This is a genomic window from Streptomyces sp. NPDC001851 (assembly GCF_040297165.1).
Lineage (GTDB): Bacteria > Actinomycetota > Actinomycetes > Streptomycetales > Streptomycetaceae > Streptomyces.
The window spans coordinates 69,102-88,204 of record NZ_JBEOYR010000017.1; the positions used below are offsets into that span (position 1 = coordinate 69,102).

Genomic DNA, 19,103 nt, shown 5'->3' on the forward strand with positions numbered 1-19,103 from the left:
CCGGACAGCAGCCAGCAATTTCTGACGTAGGAAGAGAGCAGACCGACAGCCATGGCTGAGGCTCAGAACATCCCCGTGGGGTCCACCACCGCGGGCCAGATCGCGGTCGCCGCCGAGTCGACCGTCGTCTCGCGCATGAGCGCGCCCCCGTCCTTCGACGTGGCGGACTTCCCGGTCCCGCACGGTCGTGAGGAGGAGTGGCGGTTCACGCCGCTGGAGCGGCTGCGCGGGCTGCACGACGGCACCGCGGTCGCGACCGGCGACGGCGTGAAGGTGGACGTCCAGGCCCCCGAGGGCGTGACCGTCGAGACCGTCGGCCGTGACGACGCCCGCATCGGCAGGGCCGGCACCCCGGTGGACCGCGTCGCCGCCCAGGCGTACTCCGCCTTCGAGCAGGCCGGCGTGGTCACCGTGCCCAAGGAGACGGTGCTCACCGAGCCGATCCGGATCGCCGTGCACGGCGAGGGCGGGGTCGCCTACGGCCACCAGGTGATCGAGCTGGGCGCCTTCGCCGAGGCCGTCGTGGTCATCGACCACACCGGTGACGCGGTGCTCGCCGCCAACGTCGACTACGTCCTGGGCGACGGCGCCAAGCTGACCGTCGTCTCCGTCCAGGACTGGGACGACAAGGCCGTGCACGTGGGCCAGCACAACGCGCTGATCGGCCGGGACACCACCTTCAAGTCGTTCGTGGTCACCTTCGGCGGCGACCTCGTACGCCTGCACCCGCGCGTGACCTACGCCGGCACCGGTGGCGAGGCCGAACTGTTCGGCCTGTACTTCACCGACGCCGGGCAGCACCAGGAGCACCGCCTGCTGGTCACCCACAACACCCCGCACTGCAAGTCGAACGTCGTCTACAAGGGCGCGCTCCAGGGCGACGACGCGCACGCGGTCTGGATCGGCGACGTGCTCATCGAGGCCAAGGCCGAGGGCACGGACACCTACGAGATGAACCGCAACCTGGTCCTCACCGACGGCGCGCGCGTCGACTCGGTGCCGAACCTGGAGATCGAGACCGGCGAGATCGTCGGCGCCGGCCACGCCTCCGCCACCGGCCGCTTCGACGACGAGCAGCTCTTCTACCTGATGGCCCGCGGCATCCCGGAGCACGAGGCCCGCCGCCTGGTGGTCCGCGGCTTCTTCGCCGAGCTGGTCCAGCAGATCGGTGTCACCGACATCGAGGAGCGCCTGCTCGCCAAGATCGAGGAAGAGCTGGAGGCGTCGGTCGCATGACGTCGTTCGTACGCGCCTGCGGGCTGAGCGAGCTGGAGGAGGACACCCCGAAGCGGGTGGAACTCGACGGCACGCCGGTCTCGGTCGTCAAGACCGAGGGGGAGGTGTTCGCCATCTACGACATCTGCTCCCACGCGAACGTCTCGCTGTCCGAGGGTGAGGTGGAGGACTGCCAGATCGAGTGCTGGCTGCACGGCTCCTCCTTCGACCTCCGCACCGGCAAGCCGTCCGGCCTCCCGGCCACGCGCCCCGTCCCCGTATACCCCGTAAAGATCGAAGGGGACGACGTTCTCGTCTCCCTCACCCAGGAGTCCTGAGGCACCCATGGCAACGCTTGAAATCCGAGACCTGCACGTCACCGTCGAGGCCGACAACGCCACGAAGGAGATCCTCAAGGGCGTCGACCTCACCGTGAAGCAGGGCGAGACGCACGCCATCATGGGCCCCAACGGCTCGGGCAAGTCGACCCTCGCCTACTCCCTCGCGGGTCACCCGAAGTACACGATCACCGAGGGCACCGTGCTGCTCGACGGCGAGGACGTCCTGGAGATGTCCGTCGACGAGCGCGCCCGCGCGGGCCTGTTCCTGGCGATGCAGTACCCGGTCGAGGTCCCCGGTGTCTCGGTCTCCAACTTCCTGCGCACCTCCGCCACCGCGATCCGCGGCGAGGCCCCCAAGCTGCGCACCTGGGTGAAGGAGGTCAAGGAGGCCATGGAGCGCCTCAACATGGACCCCTCCTTCGCCGAGCGCAACGTCAACGAGGGCTTCTCCGGCGGTGAGAAGAAGCGCCACGAGATCCTCCAGCTGGAGCTGCTCAAGCCGAAGGTCGCGATCCTGGACGAGACGGACTCCGGTCTCGACGTCGACGCGCTGCGCATCGTCTCCGAGGGCGTCAACCGCGTCCGCGAGACCGGCGAGGTCGGCACCCTGCTGATCACGCACTACACGCGCATCCTGCGCTACATCAAGCCCGACTTCGTCCACGTCTTCTCCGGCGGCCGGATCGTCGAGTCCGGCGGCGCCGAGCTCGCCGACAAGCTGGAGGACGAGGGCTACGAGGCATACACGAAGGGTGGCGCATCCGCGTGACACAGCTGCCGGGCCTCCTCGACACCGAGGCGATCCGCAAGGACTTCCCCGTCCTGGACCGCGTGGTCCACGACGGCAAGAAGCTCGTGTACCTGGACAACGCGGCGACCAGCCAGAAGCCGCGCCAGGTGCTGGACGCCCTGAGCGAGTACTACGAGCGCTACAACGCCAACGTCCACCGCGGTGTGCATGTGCTCGCCGAGGAGGCCACGGCGCTGTACGAGGGCGCGCGCGACAAGGTCGCCGCGTTCATCAACGCGCCCAGCCGCGACGAGGTGATCTTCACCAAGAACGCCTCCGAGTCGCTGAACCTCGTGGCGAACATGCTGGGCTGGGCCGACGAGCCCTACCGGGTGGACCACGAGACCGAGATCGTCATCACGGAGATGGAGCACCACTCCAACATCGTGCCGTGGCAGCTGCTGGCGCAGCGCACGGGCGCGAAGCTGAAGTGGTTCGGCCTCACCGACGACGGCCGCCTGGACCTCTCCAACATCGACGAGATCATCACGGAGAAGACGAAGATCGTCTCCTTCGTGCTGGTGTCGAACATCCTGGGCACCGTCAACCCGGTCGAGACGATAATCCGCCGCGCCCAGGAGGTCGGAGCGCTCGTCTGCATCGACGCCTCCCAGGCCGCCCCGCACATGCCGCTGGACGTGCAGGCGCTGCAGGCCGACTTCGTGGCCTTCACCGGCCACAAGATGTGCGGACCGACCGGCATCGGCGTCCTGTGGGGCCGCCAGGAGCTGCTGGAGGACCTTCCTCCCTTCCTGGGCGGCGGCGAGATGATCGAGACCGTCTCGATGCACTCGTCCACCTACGCCCCGGCGCCGCACAAGTTCGAGGCGGGCACGCCCCCGATCGCTCAGGCGGTCGGCCTCGGCGCCGCGATCGACTACCTCCAGTCGATCGGCATGGACAAGGTCCTCGCCCATGAGCACGCGCTCACCGAGTACGCCGTGCAGAAGCTGAGCGAGGTCCCGGACCTCCGCATCATCGGCCCGACGACGGCCGAGGACCGGGGCGCCGCGATCTCCTTCACGCTGGGCGACATCCACCCGCACGACGTGGGCCAGGTCCTCGACGAGCAGGGCATCGCGGTCCGCGTCGGCCACCACTGCGCCCGGCCCGTCTGCCTCCGCTACGGAATTCCTGCGACCACGCGAGCGTCGTTCTATCTGTACTCCACGCCGGCCGAGATCGACGCACTGGTCGACGGCCTGGAGCACGTACGGAACTTCTTCGGCTGAGAGGCGTGAGCTGAAACCGTGAAGCTGGACTCCATGTACCAGGAAGTCATCCTGGACCACTACAAGAACCCCCACGGGCGTGGTCTGCGGGATGGCGACGCCGAGGTGCACCATGTGAACCCGACGTGCGGCGACGAGATCACCCTCCGCGTGAAGTACGACGGCACCAAGATCGCGGACGTCTCGTACGAGGGCCAGGGCTGCTCCATCAGCCAGGCCTCCGCCTCCGTGCTGAACGAGCTGCTGGTCGGCAAGGACCTGACCGAGGCGCAGAAGATCCAGGAGACCTTCCTGGAGCTGATGCAGTCCAAGGGCCGGATCGAGCCGGACGACGCGATGGAGGACATCCTGGAGGACGCGGTCGCGTTCGCCGGTGTCTCCAAGTACCCCGCGCGGGTCAAGTGCGCCCTCCTGAGCTGGATGGCGTGGAAGGACGCGACGGCCCAGGCGCTGGGTGGCGCCGACGCCGAAAGGAAGACGGCATGACCGACACCGCTGAGATGAAGCCGGCCACGGAGGAGGAACTCCGGGAGGCGCTGTACGACGTGGTCGATCCCGAGCTGGGCATCGACGTCGTCAACCTGGGCCTGATCTACGGCATCCACATCGACGACGCGAACATCGCGACGATCGACATGACCCTGACCTCCGCGGCCTGCCCGCTGACGGACGTCATCGAGGACCAGGCCAAGTCCGCCACGGACGGCCTCGTCAACGAACTGCGCATCAACTGGGTCTGGATGCCCCCGTGGGGCCCCGACAAGATCACGGACGACGGTCGCGAGCAGCTGCGGGCGCTCGGCTTCAACGTCTGAGACAGAGCCTGTGAAAGGGGCCACGGCAGCACGCCGCGGCCCCTTTTCGTCTGCGGGGACCCCGGACGCCCGGCCCCCCATGCGTACGGCCGTACACATCGTTGTGTACGCTCGTACACATGGGATACCTGACACTCGCCGGCGCCATAGCCGCCGAGGTCGCCGCGACGACGGCGATGAAGTACAGCGAGGGGTTCAGCCGGCTCTGGCCCTCGCTGGTGACGGCTCTGGGCTACCTCGTCTCCTTCGCGCTGCTCGCCCAGACGCTGAAGACCGTGCAGATCGGCACGGCGTACGCGATCTGGTCCGGAGTGGGCACCGCGGCCATCGCCGTCCTCGGCCTGCTGCTGTTCGGGGAGGGGTTGGGCGTCGCCAAGGTGGGCGGGATCCTGCTGATCATCGGGGGAGTGGTCGTGCTGAACCTGGGCGGGGCGAGCCACTGATGCCGCGCCGCTACGACCCCGACCGGCGCCGGCGCCTCATCGACGCGGCGATCCGCGTGGTCGGCAGGGACGGCATCGCCGGCCTGAGCCACCGCTCGGTCGCCGCCGAGGCGGACGTCCCGCTCGGCTCCACGACGTACCACTTCGCCACCCTGGAGGACCTGCTGGTGGCCGCGCTGCGGCAGGCGAACGAGAACTTCGCCGGAGTGCTCGCCGAGCGGCTGCCGGAGCAGGACGACAGCGGCGACCTCGCCGGCGACCTCGCCGACGCGCTGGGCGAGTGGCTGGGCGGCGACCGTACGGGCGTGGAGCTGGAGTGCGAGCTGTATCTCGCCGCGCTCCGGCGCCCCGCGCTGCGCCCCGTCGCCGCCGAGTGGACCGAGGGCGCGGCGGCGCTGCTGGGGCGGCGCACGGACCCGGTGACGGCCCGCGCGCTGCTCGCCCTGATGGACGGGATCTGCCTCCAGGTGCTGCTGACCGGCGGTTCGTACGACGCGGAGTACGCGCGCGCCGCGCTGGCTCGGCTGATCCCCTGAAGGAACGCCCGGCACGTGAGACGCGGTTCGCCCTCGCGGCCCCGCTCACGTTAGGTTTTTCCCATGACCGAGTCTGCTTCCCGTACCACCGGCGCCGTCGCCGCCGGCCTCGCCACCCTCGCCTCCGACGGCACCGTTCTCGACACCTGGTTCCCGGCCCCCGAGCTGGTCGAGGAGCCGGGCCCGGCCGGCACCGAGCGGCTGACCGCCGAGCAGGCGGCGCAGCTGCTGGGCGGCGGCGCGACCGCGGCGATCGGCCCGGACGCCCGCCGGGGCGTCGAGGTGGTCGCGGTCCGTACGGTCATCGCCTCGCTGGACGAGAAGCCGATCGACGCCCACGACGTCTACCTGCGCCTGCACCTGCTCTCGCACCGCCTGGTCAAGCCGCACGGCCAGAGCCTGGACGGCATCTTCGGCCACCTCGCCAACGTCGCCTGGACCTCCCTCGGCCCGGTCGCCGTGGACGACATCGAGAAGGTGCGGCTGAACGCCCGCGCCGAGGGCCTGCACCTCCAGGTCACCTCGATCGACAAGTTCCCGCGCATGACGGACTACGTCGCCCCCAAGGGCGTGCGCATCGCCGACGCCGACCGGGTCCGCCTCGGCGCGCACCTCGCCGAGGGCACCACGGTGATGCACGAGGGCTTCGTCAACTTCAACGCCGGCACGCTCGGCACCTCGATGGTCGAGGGCCGGATCTCCGCGGGCGTCGTGGTCGGCAACGGCTCCGACATCGGCGGCGGCGCCTCCACCATGGGCACCCTGTCCGGCGGCGGCAACGTGATCATCTCCATCGGCGAGCGCTGCCTGATCGGCGCCGAGGCGGGCGTGGGCATCGCGCTCGGCGACGAGTGCGTGGTGGAGGCCGGCCTCTACATCACCGCGGGCACCCGGGTCACCATGCCCGACGGCCAGATCGTCAAGGCCCGCGAGCTGAACGGCGCCTCCAACATCCTCTTCCGCCGCAACTCGGTCACCGGCGTCGTCGAGGCCCGCCCGAACAACGCGGTCTGGGGCGGGCTGAACGACATCCTGCACAGCCACAACTGATCACCATTGAGCGCCCTTCCACGGACCCGGGAGGTCAGGGAGGGCGCTCACGCGTGGGCGTCGGCCGTCGTCCTACGCATACACGAGCAATTCATCGCACGTGTCCGTACCGTCGTGAAGCGACTCATCGCTGTTCAGGACGTAGAAGTCCCCGGTGTAGTCCTTGCCCGCCTTCTTCGGCACCACGATCAGCGTTTGGTGCGCCATTGTCATCGTCGTGGGCGGACTCACCACGTACTTGTCCAGCAGGGCGAAGAGATTGTAATTCAGACTGTCGAGCAAGAGTGCTCGGTACGTGCGATTCCCTTTGGTGCCCGTGAGGAACACAAGGTACTGCGACCATCGCCCCGGGGAAATTGCGATGCGTTTTTGCGCTTCCAGGTCATGGAGCTGCTGCTGTGTTTTCTCCACCACCCCGGCCATGTGAATGTGCAACTGATTGAACTGCCGGGCGGTCTGTGAGTTGATCCCCAATCCGATGAAGTCGGCTCTCACGGGGACGGCCCCTCCCGGCTTTGCGTTGACCCATGCATCGCTCCAGTAGTTCGCCACGTCGGCGTGTTCGAGAAACGGACACTCGATGCCGTTGATTCGACAAGTGGGGGACAGCAGGAAATTGCGTCCACTCTCGGGTTTGCCGTGGAGCACGACGTAGTTCGAAGTTGTATTCAAGCACCGGGCTTCCTTCGGGTGCTGAACGCAGTACTGGACGTCGTCCCAGATCGGGTCATGATCGCTGGGGCGTCCGCAGAGAGGCTGGAGCTGGGCAGGGGGGCAGGGGCTTGCGTGGGGAGGTGCAGCGCAGGGGCACGGGTCGGAGGAACGTACGCGGTGCGCGGGGTGGGCTGCTGCGGCTGTACTGCCTGCCCCCGCACCGGTCAGGAGCGCCGCCGCGCCAACGGTGCCGGAGAGAGTGACGAACTGGCGCCGAGGCAAACCGTCGGAACTCTCGTGGTCATTCATGCGGTACCTCCGATTTTTATCTCTCGGACTTTCCGTTGCCTGCTGATCCGCGCGCAGGGTAAGAGGTACGAGTGCGTTTCTCAAATATGGTCGGCTAAATGGGTGAGTGCCCCATCCTCCGGGAAGTCGCAAAGGGCTCGGTAAATCCGTACGGGAACGTCGGCCGTCCGGCCGGCGAGAGGTGCCTCATCGCCTGGCGGTGAGCGCCGCGTACGCCGCCAGCAGCCCGTCGGCCGTCTCCCGGCCGGCGGGCAGCAGTGGTGCGCGCACCGGGCCGGCGGGCAGGCCGAGGCGGGCCAGGAGTGCCTTCGCGGTGACGGTCCCGGGCAGGCCCGCGGCCATCATCGCCTCGATCAACGGCGTGGCCCGCAGCTGGAGTTCTGTCGCCCGGGCGGTGTCGCCCGCGTCGAACGCGTCGAGGATCGCGGTGATGTGTCCGGGAACGGCGTTGGCGACCGTGCTCACACAGCCCGCCGCGCCGACCGCGTACAACGCGAGCACGTGTTCGTCGCAGCCCGCGTAGTACGCCAGGTCGGTGTGGGCCAGCACCTTCTGGGTGCCGAGGAAGTCGTACGAGCAGTCCTTGACGGCCACGATCCCCGGGTGCGCGGCGAGACGGATCAGCGTCTCGGGCTCGATGCGGGTGCCGGTGCGGCCGGGGATGTCGTACAGCATCACGGGCAGGGGGCTCGCGTCGGCGACCGCACGGAAGTGCGCCTCCACCGCCTCCTGCGGCGGTCTGCTGTAGTACGGCGTCACCACGAGCACCCCGTCGGCGCCCGCCTCCCCGGCCGCGCGGGCCAGAGCGACGGTGTGCCGGGTGTCGGCCGTGCCCACGCCCGAGACCAGGGACACCCGGTCGCCGACCGCCTCCCGGACGGCCGCGATCAGCTCCGCCTTCTCGGTGTCCGTGGTGGTGGGCGACTCGCCGGTGGTGCCGCTCAGCACCAGTCCGTCGCAGCCCTCGGCCACCAGCCGTGCGGCCAGCTTCCGGGCACCGTCCAGGTCGAGGGCGCCCGCCTCGGTGAACGGCGTGATCATCGCGCAGAGGGTGCGGCCGAAGGGCCGGGGCCGGGCGGTGGTGCGAGGGGTCGTCATGGGAGTAGTGTCGGCGGTGCATCTGTGAAGCTCTACTTAATTCTTCTACGATGTATTGATAAGCTACGCTTCAGTGTTGTCGGCTCCTATGTCCAACTCGGCACCTCATGGGTCACTATGGCCGGAGGGTCACCGACGTCGTCATGGGAGGCACCATGAAGCTCGGCAAGGCACTGGCCACCGGAGTCGCCGAGGAGCGGCCGCTCGTCCGCGACGAGGAGATCCCGGTGCCCGAGGAGACCGTCCACGTCGAACCGGCCGAGCCGGCCCGCGAAGAGGTTCCGGCCGCCCGATGAGACTGCGGCTCCCCGTGGAACGCCCGACGGAGCCGCCGACCGGATACAAGATCGCCCACCCGGTGCTGTCCCAGGACGGCACCCGGGCCGGGTTCACCGGAGTGTCGCTCGGCGGTGCGCTGCCGTACGGCGTGCTCGACGCCGCCGCGTGCGTCTACGGGCGGCGGCACCGGCCGCCGGCCAGGCTGTGCGACTGCGGGTTCCACTGCGTCCATGAGCGCGGGGCCGCCGAGGCCATGCTGTGCACCGCCGAGCATCGGACGGCCGTGCTGCTGGAGGTCTCCGTGCTCGGTGCCTACATCCGCTTCGAGCGCGGCTTCCGCTATGCCCGGCAGCGGGTGCGCACGGCCGTCGCGGGGCCGTGCGCCTGTGGTGCCACCGCGGTCGCCCTGGCCGACGCCGGCTGGGGCAGGCCCGGCTGGCGGGCCCTCGTCCCCGTCTGCGCCGGCTGTGTGCGTGGCCGTACGTCCGTCTCGCTCGCCGGGTTCGCCCGGCTGGCCGGGGAAGGCCTGAGAGTGGTGGCGCGCGGTGGCGGCATGGGGTCTTCCCCCGGCGGGTTGGCGGACGGGCCGGATCTGGATCTGCCGGAACTCGCCGCCGAGGCGGCGCTGTTGCAGGCGCGCCTCGACTGGTTCCAGAGCCAACTCGCGCGCCTGGGTGAGCGCGGGGGCGGCGGAGGCGGGCAGGGCTAACGGTCTTCGGTCCGGGTACCCGGGTCAGGGGCGCGCGTGCGGCTGCGCGGGTTCGCAGGTCCGCGGCGGCCCGTGCGGGTGCGTCCTGGCTGGTGTCGCGCCTACGGTGGTCGGTGAGTGGTGCCGCGCCGGGTGGTGTCCGTTCTCGGTCCGGCGGGCCGTCCGCCGTGGGCGGACACCACCCGGCACGCCCTCGCCGCCCCGCGCGGCCCCAGGAGGCGCCATGCGCATCGCCACAGCAGGAAAGGGCACACCGATGATGCACAGGACCCCGCACCGCTCGGGCGCCAAGGGCCCCGACGAGCTGCGGCAGCAGATCGAACAGACCAGGCACCAACTCGGGCACGCCGTCGCCCAGTTGGTCGGCAAGGCCGATGTCACGGAACGGGCCCGGGTGCGGGCCGCCGACCTGAAGGACAAGGCCGGCGCCATGACCGTGCAGCTGCGTGCGAGCGCTGCCCACGCCGGCCACGGTGTCCAGGACCGGGCCGTGCAGGCAGGGCACGCGGTGCAGGGCAGGGCCGTGCAGGCAGGGCACGCGGTGCAGGGGCGGGCGGCCAGGGCGGGGCATGCGGTGCAGGGCCGGGCGGCCGGCGCCGGACACGGCGTGCGGGGCCGGGCCGGACGCTTGGGGCACGCCGTGCAGGGTGCCGTCCCGCAGCCGCTGCGCGGCGCTGTGCGCACGGGCATGCGCCACCCCGGTCCGGTCCTCGTGGTGGGCGTGCTGGGCGCGGCCGCGGTGACGGCCGGCATCGCCTGGCGCAGGCTGCGCCACCACTGACCGGCGGGACCGGCTGGACGGTGTGTCCAGCCGGTCCTGAGCTGCGGAGGCCTACGGGTGGAAGCGCAGCACCTGCGGGTCGTGGTCGCTGATCTGGTCGTTGAACTCCGAGTTGACGTGCACGCTGTCGTACTCGAAGTCGCAGCCGCGCCGGATCGCCGGGCTGATCAGGATCTGGTCCAGGACCTGCTCGTTGCCCTGGTAGTCGTAGGTGTAACGCTCACTCCTGGGCAGCGACTTGATCGCCGACCACAGCTCGCCGTCACCCTCCAGGATCTTCGCCGTCCCGGAGAACTCGAAGTCGTTCATGTCGCCGAGTGCGATGACGTCCGCGTTCTTCTGGACGTCGAGGATGCTCTTGACGAACGCGTTCACCTCGGTCGCCTGGGCGTGGCGCTGGATCTCCGAGCTGCGCACCGGCGGCTGGTACTGGGAGGCCAGCCCCTGGTCGCCGCCCTTGGAGTTGAGGTGGTTGGCGATCACGAACACCGTCTTGCCGTGGAAGACGAACTCGCCGGCCAGCGGCTTGCGGCTGTTGGTCCAGGCCGCGTTCCCCGGGTCGATCCGGCCCGGGGAGGCCGTCAGCTGCGCCTTGCCGTGCACCTTCGTGACGCCGACCGCCGTGGTGGAGTCGCCGCCGGGACGGTCCACGAAGGACACCCGCTCCGGGTTGAAGAGCAGCACCTGGCGGATGTTGCCGCCCGGCTCGCCGCCGTCCTGGTCGTTGACCGGGTTGATCGAGCGCCAGTCGTACGTCGGGCCGCCCGCCGCGGCGATCGCGTCGATCAGCTTGTGCACGGTCTCGCTCGCGTCGACCGTGCCGTCGTCCTTGGCGCCGTTGTCGTCCTGGATCTCCTCCAGGGAGACGATGTCCGGCGACTGCAGGTTGTTCACGATCGCGGCGGCGTGCTTGTCGAAGGTGGCGTCGGACGGGTCGAGGTTCTCGACGTTGTACGTCGCCACCGCCAGCTCGCCGCGCGACTGCTTCCGCGTGGTCTCGCGCTGCAGGCCGCCGCTCTCCAGCGTGCCCAGCTTGCTCGCGGCCAGGGTGTAGCCGCCGAACTGGTTGAAGTCCAGCGGGCCGGTCGTCGTACCGGAGAGGGTGTCGCCGACGTTCGCCTTCGGGAAGTCGGCGGTCGCGCCCAGCGACTGGATCTGCAGCCGGCCGGTGTTCTGCGAGTCGTAGGAGCCGTAGACCGTGCCGCCCCGGCGGTTGCGGTGCTCGTACGGCTTCACCGTGACCCACAGCTCGCTGTACGGGTCGGTCGCGGTGACCACGCGGGCGTCGGCGACCTGGACGTTCATGCCCTCCAGGGACTCGTAGTAGTCCAGGGCGTACGCGGACGGGTCCAGGGGCAGGCCGTTGACGGAGCCGTTCGCCGCGGTGTCGCCCTCGGGGGCGTACGCGTCCGGCACCGCGTTCTCGTCGATCACGACCGGCGCCGGGACCGGGTTGCCGCTGGAGACGGTGGTGACGGCCGGCTTGGTGATCTCCGTGACCGACTGGTTGCCGGAGGAGGCGCCGCCCGGGACGTACTCGGAGACCGTGCCGGTCACCGTCACCGAGTCGCCGACCGCGACCTTCGGCGCGGAGCCGGTGAAGACGAAGACGCCCTCGCTGGTGGCAGGGTTGTCGTCCGGGGTCGGGTCCTGGATCCAGAAACCTTTGGAGGAGCCGTAGCCGCGGAGGGCCGTGACGATGCCGGGCACGTCCGTGACCTGCCGGCCGGCGAGCGGCGATATTCGGGTGGTGCCCTGGATGTCGTGGATGCGCACCGAGTCCGCGTGGGCGGGCGAGGTGAGGACGACGGCGGACGCCGCGCTGCAGACGGCGGCGACGGTGAGCGCGGCGAGGCGCGCGGAAGACCTGCTCGGCAAGGGATCCCTCCGGGGACGTGTGTGAGCGCCGGGACGAGGGTGGAACGGGAGCGTGTGGGGCTCGTAGCCCTCCGTGACACGCATAGAGCCGAGTGAACAGTTGTCCCCCGAACTTCTACGCGCGTCAATCTCCAGCCTGACGCGGGGAGTTGTCAAGGTTTCGGCCATGTACGGTCGCCGACCGGGAGATGAACCGGGCGGCATGGGTGGAAATCCGTCTAGGCTGAGCGGTTGAGCCCGTTCACGGTGTTGAGGAGAACCAGCCGATGTCAGACAGCTCCCCCTTGCCGCCCGTACGGCTGCACCCCGAAGCGGAGCTGGCGCGCGCCGCGCTGTCCACGCCGTTGCTGTCCCGTGCCGCCCGCCTCGCCCGCTGGGCCGGCCCCGACACCCGTGTGGACGCCGGCGGCCAACTGGCCGAGGAGCAGCTTCCGGCCGCCGCCGAACTGCTCGGACTGAGCGGTGACGACGCCGCCGCCCATGCCAGTGAGGCCTGGCGGGTCGCCGTGGACGCCGGACTCGTCGAGATCGCGGACGAAGAGGCCGGGACCGTACGGGCCGGCGAGGAGCTGAAGCGGCTCACCGGGGGTTCCCCGGCCGATGTGCTCGCCGTGTGGCTCGCCGCGCTGGAGACCGTCGTCGCCGACGCGAGCGTGCCCGATCTGGAGGATCTGGTCGACGCCCTGGACGAGGGCGGGGAGATCGACTTCTCGTCACTCGACTGGGACCCGGAGGCCGAGGCGGACTTCCTCGACGGCGTCCTCGGCAACCTCTATCTGCTGACGGTGAGTGAGGACGGTCCCGGTGACGGCCCGGTCCCGCTGCCCGCGCTGGCCGCCTCGATGCTCGTCCCCGACGGCATGGGCGAACCGAGCAACGACGTCCTGGAGCAGGTCTCCGACGCGATGATGCGGCTGGACGACCAGTTCCGGGCGCTGGAGCCGGTCGGGCTCGTCGCGTACCAGCCGGTGGACGAGGCCCTGATGGCCGACGCCGACGAGGAGCCCGCCGCGCCGGTGGACGACACCGACGTCTCCCGCTACGGCATGGTCCGGCTCACCCCGCTCGGTGTGTACGGGCTGCGGGCGCGGCTGCTGGAGGCCGGATTCCAGGCGCCGGCCGTCGGTGAACTGGCCGACAAGGGAGCGGACGCGCTGCTCGACGGGACGGCGGGGTTCGGGCAGGCCGCCGCCCGGGCCGAGACCGAGCAGTGGCTGGCACGGCGTGAACCCCTGGCGGCGGCACGGGAGTTGCTGGCCGCGGCCCGGGGCGCCGACGCGGGCGCGCCGCTGCGGAGGCTGCGCTGTCAGCAGGCGCTGTCGCTGGTGGGCGCGGAGGCGGAGCCGGCGCTGCGCGAGGTGCTGGACGACCCCGAGCTCGGCGGTCTGGCCCGGGTGTGGCTGAGCGAACGGGGGGCCGCGGGGGTCCCGGCGCCGTCCGAGGCGCTGGTCTTCTGGCTGACCATCGACACGGTTGCCGCGCAGCTGGCCGCCGAGGGCAACTCCGAGGAACTCCAGGCGCTGGTGGAGGGGCTGGCGGCGCAGCACCGCGGGTTCTTCTCCGCGGCCTGGCGGGTGGAGCATCCGGCCACGGCCGATGTGCTGGAGGCGATGGGGCGGCTGCATCCGGACAAGAAGGTGGCGAAGGAAGCGCGGAAGGCGGCGTTCAAGGCGCGGTCGCACCAAGGTGCCTGACGACTCCTGAGGCCGGTCATGGGCCGGCGCGGGCGCGGTGCGTACGGATTCTTGAACAAGGGCCGGTGACGTGGCCCGGCGTTCAGCTGCCGTTCACGGTGTGGCGAGAGCGTGTGCGCCGAACGAGGTCCGTCCCCCTCTACGGCACTCCCACCGTCTCAGGAGACACACCATGTCGCTCACCCGCAGGGAATTCGCCGGAAGGAGCGCGATCACCGGCACCGGGGTCGCGCTGGCGGGCGGCGTCGGTGTGCTCGCCACCGCGCCGAACGCCCTCGCCGCGGCGGACATCGAGGGCGCCGAGGCGGAGCCGGCGCACGGCGGCCACCACGGCGTCGGCTACGGACCGCTGCTCCCCGACCCGGACGGCATCCTGGCCCTGCCCGCGGGCTTCACGTACCGGATCGTCACCTACAGCGGCAGGACCAGGCTGGAGTCCGGCGAGTTCACGCCCTCGAACCACGACGGCACCGCCGCCTTCGGGGGTCCCCGCGGCGCCACCCTTCTGGTCAACAACCACGAGCTCAAGGGCCCCCGTTCGGCCTGGCAGTACCCCGTGCCGCTCACCGAGGGCCTCGTCTACGACCCCGCCGCGTCCGGCGGCTGCACGGTCGTCGAGGTGCGCCGCGACCATGTCGCCGAGTGGGTCGGCATCGCCGGCACCTCCACCAACTGCGCGGGCGGCAGCACCCCTTGGGGCACGTGGCTCACCTGCGAGGAGACCGAGGACAGGGCCGGTCAGAACGGCATGACCAAGGACCACGGCTACGTCTTCGAGGTCGACCCCGCCGACCGTCGCGCCAACCTCGGCCCGAGGCCCGTCAAGGCCCTCGGCCGCTACGCCCACGAGGCCGTCGTCATCGACCCCAAGCGCGGCCACGCCTACCTCACCGAGGACGCCGCCGGCCCGAACGGCCTGCTGTACCGCTGGACCCCGCCGGAGGGCTTCCGGCACGGCCGCGGCGGGTTCCGCACGCTCGCCGACGACGCCGGTGTCCTCCAGGCCTTCAGGTGCTTCGACTCCGGCGGCAAGTTCGTCGACGACCTCTCCCGCGCCACGAAGACCGGCACGGTGTACGGCGTCGACTGGGTGGACGTCCCGGACCGCGACGCGCGGACGGTGGCCGTCCGCAAGCAGTTCACCGACGGCCAGGTCACCCGCGCCCGCAAGCTGGAAGGCATGTGGTGGGGCGACGGCGGCGCCTACGTCGTCTCCTCCTACGCCCGCGCGGAGAGCCCGGTCCAGCACGACGGGCAGGTCTGGTTCTACGACCCGCGGCGCCGCACCCTCACCCTGAAGGTCCTGCTCGGGGTGAACCCCGACCCGTCCGGGGACGGCAACTTCGACGGCCCGGACAACATCACGGTCTCCCCGTATGGCGGCCTTGTCGTCGCCGAGGACGGCGAGGGCGTCCAGCACCTGTTCGGCGCCACGGAGAGCGGCCGCACCTACCCGATCGCCCGCAACGAACTCAACATCGGCACCGAAGACCGGCCCGAGTACAGCGAGTTCACGGGCGTCACCTTCTCACCCGACGGCAAGACCCTGTTCGCGAACATCCAGACGCCGGGCATCATGTTGGCCGTCACGGGGCCGTGGAAGCGCCAGAAGCGCGCCTGAGTCCTCGACACGGCACCTCGCCTCAGATCACAAATTACTACCGTCTGTACCTATATTCTCACGCTGAGTAGTCGATGGAGAGTTCCATGCTCAGGTGAGAAAGGGTCAACCATGCGTAGATTTCAGCGCGCAGCGCTCGTGGCCGCGGTGGTCACGGGACTGTCCGCCCTCGGTGCCGGCACCGGTTTCGCCGACGATGACGACGGTCCGCAGCAGGTCTCCGCGGTGGCTTCCTCCCAGGCCACCGCCGTGGCCACATGGGGGACCCCGCACAGCGAGACGCACTCCGACTCGCACTCCGACTCGCAGTCCGTCTCGCAGTCGGACTCGCAGTCCGTCTCGGTCGCGGCGCCGCCGGTGAAGGAGCCGTCGAAGGAGCCGACGAAGCCGGCGAAGCAAGATCAAAAGCCGTCGAAGGAGAAGCCTTCCAAGCCGAAGCCCGAGCACAAACCGTCAACGCCGAAGCCCGAGGACAAGCCCTCCAAGCCGAAGCAGGAGCAAAAGCCTTCGGTGGCGAAGCCCGATCACGAGCAGCCGGCGAAGAAGCCCGCACACAGGGAGGAGGGCGCGAAGCACGAAGGCGGGCAGCACGGCGCGAAGCACAGCGACAAGCATCCGGCGAAGAAGCCGGAGCACAAGGAGCACGCCGCGAAGCCCGGCCACAAGCAGCATGAAGGGAAACACACCCACAAGTACCACGCCGCGAAGCCCAGCGCCGAGAAGCTCAACGACGAGAAGCTCAACGGTGAGAAACTCAACGGCGAGAAACTCAACGGCGAGAAGCTCGACAAGGAGACCGTCAGTGACCGGAAGGCCGGTGACATGAAGGCCGGCGACGGGAATGAGCGTGCAGCCGGCTTCCTGTCCGACGCCTGGGTTTCCCTGCTGGCTTCGGTTGCTTGAGGAATGAGGCGGCGGCCGTCGGCGGGCGGGGCCATGATGGCGGTGTGCCCTGCCCCTCGACGCCCGGCCCTGCCGAAGCCTTCGGTCGGTGCGAGTCGGTCCCCACGCCCCGGACCGCCGTGGTGTGGCTCCCTCCGGCCGACCTCTGGCCCGTCATCCAGCGCATCCGCGTCGCACACGACCCGCAGATCCGCCGCTGGCCACCCCATGTGAACCTGGTCTTCGGGTTCGTACCGGAGGAGGACTTCCCGGCGGCGCTCCCGCTGCTGGCCGCCGCGGCCGCCGGGTGCGCGCCCTACGACATCCGGCTCAGCGGAGTCCGCGCGTTCCGCCACCGGTCGTACGCCACCGTGTGGCTCGACCCCGCGGCGGCCGGCCTCGCGCCCTGGACGGAACTCCAGCGCGCGCTGGCGGAGCCCTTCCCGTACTGCACGGAGCGGTTCCCGCGCTTCGTGCCGCACCTCTCGCTCGGCCGCACCCGCGCCCCGCGTGTCCTCGCGGCCGAGTGCGCCGCCCGGCTCGGCGAGCTGCACGCGCGCGTGACCGAGATCGACGTGCTCGCCCGCCGCGGTGACGGCCCCATGCGGACGCGGGCCACCATCGGCCTGGGCACCGGGGCCGTGCACCGGCACCTCGGACCGGATCCGGCCACCGGCGGGTACGAGCCACCCGAGCGGCACTGAGCGGGCGCCGGCGGGCGCTTCGCGGGGGAAGGTGTCCTTGCCCGGCCCGCTGGTGCAGACTCGGGTGTCGGCGCCGGCCATCGTCCCGGTGGTCACGACGGCGAGGACGGCAACGAGCGGGGAGTGACTGGATGCCGCAGGTGAGACCCATGCGTGCGGACGCTCGGCGCAACTACGAACGGTTGCTGAAGGTGGCGGCGGAGGCCTTCGCCGAGCATGGGGAGAACGCGTCCCTCGATGACATCGCCAGGCGGGCGGGTGTCGGCTCGGGCACGCTCTACCGGCACTTTCCGACGCGGCAGAAGCTGCTGGAGGCCGCGTACGTGGACCGCATCGAGGCGTTGGGGACGCGGGCCGACGAGCTGGCGCGGGAGCTGCCGCCCGGTGAGGCGCTGGCCGAGTGGCTGTACGAGCTGGGCGTCGGCACGATCCAGGTGCGGGGCATGAAGGCGCTGCTCGGCTCGGCGGTCACGGACGGCGGTCCGGCGGCGCCGACGGTGTGCGCGGCCGTGGTCACGGGGGCGGTGGCGCGGCTGGTGGAGGCGGCGCAGGCGGAGGGATCGCTGCGGGGCGATGTCGACCCGATCGAGGTGCTGCGGCTTGCGCACGGGGTGGCCGTGGCATCGGAGCTGGCGAACGGCCAGGGGCGCCAGCTCCGACGCTACTTGACCCTGCTGACGGAGGGACTGCGACCGACGGGGTGAGATCCGGGCGCCGCCCGCAGACCCGCTGGTCGGATGCGCCCGCCCGGTCGGAGCGGAAGGGGAACGGCTCTCCGCTCCGACCGGCACGGTGTCACAGCGCTCGCGCCCCCGGCTCCACCATGTTCCGCACCGTCCGGGCCTTCACGAACTCGCCCAGCGCGGTCATGTCCCACTCGCCGGAGAACTGCCGGATCAGCTTGGCCATCATCACGCCGGTCTGCGGCTCGGCGTGGGTGAGGTCGAAGCGGACCAGTTCCTCGCCGGTGGTGGCGTCCAGCAGACGGCAGTAGGCCTTGGCGACCTCGGTGAACTTCTGGCCGGAGAAGGAGTTCACCGTGAAGACCAGTCCGGTGACCTCCTGGGGCAGACGGCCGAGGTCGACCGTGATCACCTCGTCGTCGCCCGCGCCCTCACCGGTGAGATTGTCGCCGGAGTGCCGGATCGCGCCGTTCAGGATCGTGAGCTTGCCGAAGTAGCAGCTGTCGAGGTGGTTGCGCTGCGGGCCGTAGGCGACGACCGAGGCGTCCAGGTCGATGTCCGCGCTGTGGAACGCCGGTTCCCAGCCGAGCCCCATCTTGACCTGGGAGAGCAGCGGGCGGCCGCCCTTGATCAGGGAGACGGTCTGGTTCTTCTGGAGGCTGACCCGGCCCTTGTCGAGGTTGATCTTCCCGGCGCCCGGAGCGGGCGCGGGCGGGGCCGGGGGAGCGGACACCGGCGGGGCGGGCGGGGTGACCGGGGTCTGCGGGGTGGGTGCCGGCGGAGCCACCGGCTGCGGTGGGGCCGCCGGGGCCGCCGCGGGCTCCTCCACCGTCACCCCGAAGTCCGTCGCGATGCCGGCCAGTCCGTCGGCGTACCCCTGGCCTACGGCACGGGCCTTCCAGGCGCCGCCCCGGCGGTAGACCTCCACGACGACCAGCGCCGTCTCCGTGCCGAGCTGCGGCGGGGTGAACGTGGCCAGCACCGCGCCGCCGTCCGCATCACGGATGGTGGCCGTCGGCTCGATGCCCTGGAAAGTCTGGCCGGCCGCGTCCGGGCTGGCCGTGACCACGATCTTCTCGATGTCCGGTGGGACGGCGGCGGTGTCGACCGTGATCGCGTCGGGGGACGTGCCCCCGCCGGACGCGTGGTTCACACCCGGGCCCGTCGGCTGGTTGTAGAAGATGAAGTCGTCGTCCGAGCGCACCTTGCCGTCGGCGGTGAGCAGCAGGCCCGACACGTCGAGCCGCACCGGCGCGGCCACGTCCACCGTGACGCGGGCGGCCGACAGAGGGATGTTCGAGCCAGGGGTCATAGCTGTCATGCCGGGTGAACGAACGACACCGCTTTACCGTTCCCTTACCAGCCGAACCCATCGAACGGCCCGCCGGA

General features: G+C 70.6%; 21 protein-coding genes. 17 read left to right on the top strand and 4 right to left on the bottom strand.

The genetic code is table 11. From position 1 onward, the window contains the following. Positions 1-51 precede the first annotated feature (51 nt). The 9 genes from sufD to dapD all read left to right on the top strand — a co-directional run bounded on the left by sufD (position 52) and on the right by dapD (position 6,422). Entirely contained in the window at positions 52-1,236 is a 1,185-nt protein-coding gene (gene sufD / locus ABT171_RS24875; RefSeq protein WP_351247335.1) for a Fe-S cluster assembly protein SufD, read from the top strand. Then, complete coding sequence (locus ABT171_RS24880) at positions 1,233-1,553, top strand: non-heme iron oxygenase ferredoxin subunit (RefSeq protein ID WP_132784024.1); 321 nt, start codon at positions 1,233-1,235, stop codon at positions 1,551-1,553. The genes sufD and ABT171_RS24880 overlap by 4 nt, the downstream gene beginning before the upstream one ends. A 7-nt stretch (positions 1,554-1,560) precedes the next feature. After that, positions 1,561-2,325 carry a Fe-S cluster assembly ATPase SufC gene (sufC, locus tag ABT171_RS24885; protein WP_351247338.1) on the top strand — a complete coding sequence of 255 codons (765 nt, stop codon included), beginning with the start codon at positions 1,561-1,563 and terminating at the stop codon, positions 2,323-2,325. Continuing rightward, on the top strand, positions 2,322-3,578 hold the full coding sequence (locus ABT171_RS24890; RefSeq protein WP_351247340.1) for a cysteine desulfurase: 1,257 nt from the start codon (positions 2,322-2,324) through the stop codon (positions 3,576-3,578). The genes sufC and ABT171_RS24890 overlap by 4 nt, the downstream gene beginning before the upstream one ends. Before the next feature lie 18 nt (positions 3,579-3,596). Further along, positions 3,597-4,064: a Fe-S cluster assembly sulfur transfer protein SufU gene (gene sufU, locus ABT171_RS24895; RefSeq protein ID WP_076092461.1), complete on the top strand. Its 468-nt coding sequence runs from the start codon at positions 3,597-3,599 to the stop codon at positions 4,062-4,064. Continuing rightward, a complete protein-coding gene (locus tag ABT171_RS24900) occupies positions 4,061-4,393 on the top strand; it encodes a metal-sulfur cluster assembly factor (RefSeq protein ID WP_067232234.1) in 333 nt (110 codons plus the stop codon). Before sufU ends, ABT171_RS24900 begins: the two co-directional genes overlap by 4 nt. Before the next feature lie 119 nt (positions 4,394-4,512). Further along, a complete protein-coding gene (locus tag ABT171_RS24905; RefSeq protein WP_351247342.1) occupies positions 4,513-4,836 on the top strand; it encodes a DMT family transporter in 324 nt (107 codons plus the stop codon). Beyond that, the gene (locus tag ABT171_RS24910) at positions 4,836-5,372 is read left to right on the top strand and encodes a TetR/AcrR family transcriptional regulator (protein WP_351247344.1); all 537 of its coding nucleotides are present in this window, start codon (positions 4,836-4,838) and stop codon (positions 5,370-5,372) included. The genes ABT171_RS24905 and ABT171_RS24910 overlap by 1 nt, the downstream gene beginning before the upstream one ends. A gap of 63 nt (positions 5,373-5,435) precedes the next feature. Continuing rightward, positions 5,436-6,422, top strand: a complete 987-nt coding sequence (gene dapD / locus ABT171_RS24915; protein ID WP_351247346.1) for a 2,3,4,5-tetrahydropyridine-2,6-dicarboxylate N-succinyltransferase — start codon at positions 5,436-5,438, stop codon at positions 6,420-6,422. Positions 6,423-6,494: 72 nt separating this feature from the next. Here the strand turns inward: dapD and ABT171_RS24920 are convergent, their stop codons facing one another. Together ABT171_RS24920 and dapA are read right to left on the bottom strand one after the other, a co-directional pair. Further along, a complete protein-coding gene (locus ABT171_RS24920; protein ID WP_351247582.1) occupies positions 6,495-7,145 on the bottom strand; it encodes a CDP-diacylglycerol diphosphatase in 651 nt (216 codons plus the stop codon). A 426-nt stretch (positions 7,146-7,571) separates the two neighbouring features. Further along, entirely contained in the window at positions 7,572-8,483 is a 912-nt protein-coding gene (gene dapA / locus ABT171_RS24925; protein ID WP_351247348.1) for a 4-hydroxy-tetrahydrodipicolinate synthase, read from the bottom strand. Positions 8,484-8,626: 143 nt separating this feature from the next. Between dapA and ABT171_RS24930 the strand changes: the two genes are divergently transcribed. The 3 genes from ABT171_RS24930 to ABT171_RS24940 all read left to right on the top strand — a co-directional run bounded on the left by ABT171_RS24930 (position 8,627) and on the right by ABT171_RS24940 (position 10,252). Further along, a complete protein-coding gene (locus ABT171_RS24930) occupies positions 8,627-8,779 on the top strand; it encodes a hypothetical protein (RefSeq protein WP_351247590.1) in 153 nt (50 codons plus the stop codon). Continuing rightward, positions 8,776-9,471 (top strand): hypothetical protein, encoded by a 696-nt coding sequence (locus tag ABT171_RS24935; RefSeq protein ID WP_351247350.1) that lies wholly within the window; start codon positions 8,776-8,778, stop codon positions 9,469-9,471. Before ABT171_RS24930 ends, ABT171_RS24935 begins: the two co-directional genes overlap by 4 nt. Before the next feature lie 223 nt (positions 9,472-9,694). Further along, positions 9,695-10,252, top strand: coding sequence for a DUF3618 domain-containing protein (locus tag ABT171_RS24940; protein ID WP_351247352.1), 558 nt, complete (start codon positions 9,695-9,697; stop codon positions 10,250-10,252). Between the two features lie 51 nt (positions 10,253-10,303). On the opposite strand, the gene ABT171_RS24945 is transcribed toward ABT171_RS24940, so the two are convergent. Beyond that, complete coding sequence (locus tag ABT171_RS24945; RefSeq protein WP_351247354.1) at positions 10,304-12,130, bottom strand: DUF8508 domain-containing protein; 1,827 nt, start codon at positions 12,128-12,130, stop codon at positions 10,304-10,306. 266 nt (positions 12,131-12,396) lie between these two features. On the opposite strand from ABT171_RS24945, the gene ABT171_RS24950 reads away from it, so the two are divergent. The 5 genes from ABT171_RS24950 to ABT171_RS24970 all read left to right on the top strand — a co-directional run bounded on the left by ABT171_RS24950 (position 12,397) and on the right by ABT171_RS24970 (position 17,735). Further along, complete coding sequence (locus tag ABT171_RS24950) at positions 12,397-13,824, top strand: hypothetical protein (protein WP_351247356.1); 1,428 nt, start codon at positions 12,397-12,399, stop codon at positions 13,822-13,824. 172 nt (positions 13,825-13,996) lie between these two features. Continuing rightward, a complete protein-coding gene (locus tag ABT171_RS24955) occupies positions 13,997-15,445 on the top strand; it encodes an alkaline phosphatase PhoX (RefSeq protein ID WP_351247358.1) in 1,449 nt (482 codons plus the stop codon). 138 nt (positions 15,446-15,583) lie between these two features. Then, positions 15,584-16,348, top strand: a complete 765-nt coding sequence (locus ABT171_RS24960; RefSeq protein WP_351247360.1) for a hypothetical protein — start codon at positions 15,584-15,586, stop codon at positions 16,346-16,348. Between the two features lie 119 nt (positions 16,349-16,467). After that, positions 16,468-17,031, top strand: a complete 564-nt coding sequence (locus ABT171_RS24965) for a 2'-5' RNA ligase family protein (protein WP_351247362.1) — start codon at positions 16,468-16,470, stop codon at positions 17,029-17,031. Positions 17,032-17,162: 131 nt separating this feature from the next. After that, the gene (locus tag ABT171_RS24970; protein ID WP_351247364.1) at positions 17,163-17,735 is read left to right on the top strand and encodes a TetR/AcrR family transcriptional regulator; all 573 of its coding nucleotides are present in this window, start codon (positions 17,163-17,165) and stop codon (positions 17,733-17,735) included. A 91-nt stretch (positions 17,736-17,826) separates the two neighbouring features. On the opposite strand, the gene ABT171_RS24975 is transcribed toward ABT171_RS24970, so the two are convergent. Next, a complete protein-coding gene (locus tag ABT171_RS24975; protein ID WP_351247365.1) occupies positions 17,827-19,026 on the bottom strand; it encodes a TerD family protein in 1,200 nt (399 codons plus the stop codon). Between the last annotated feature and the right edge of the window lie 77 nt (positions 19,027-19,103).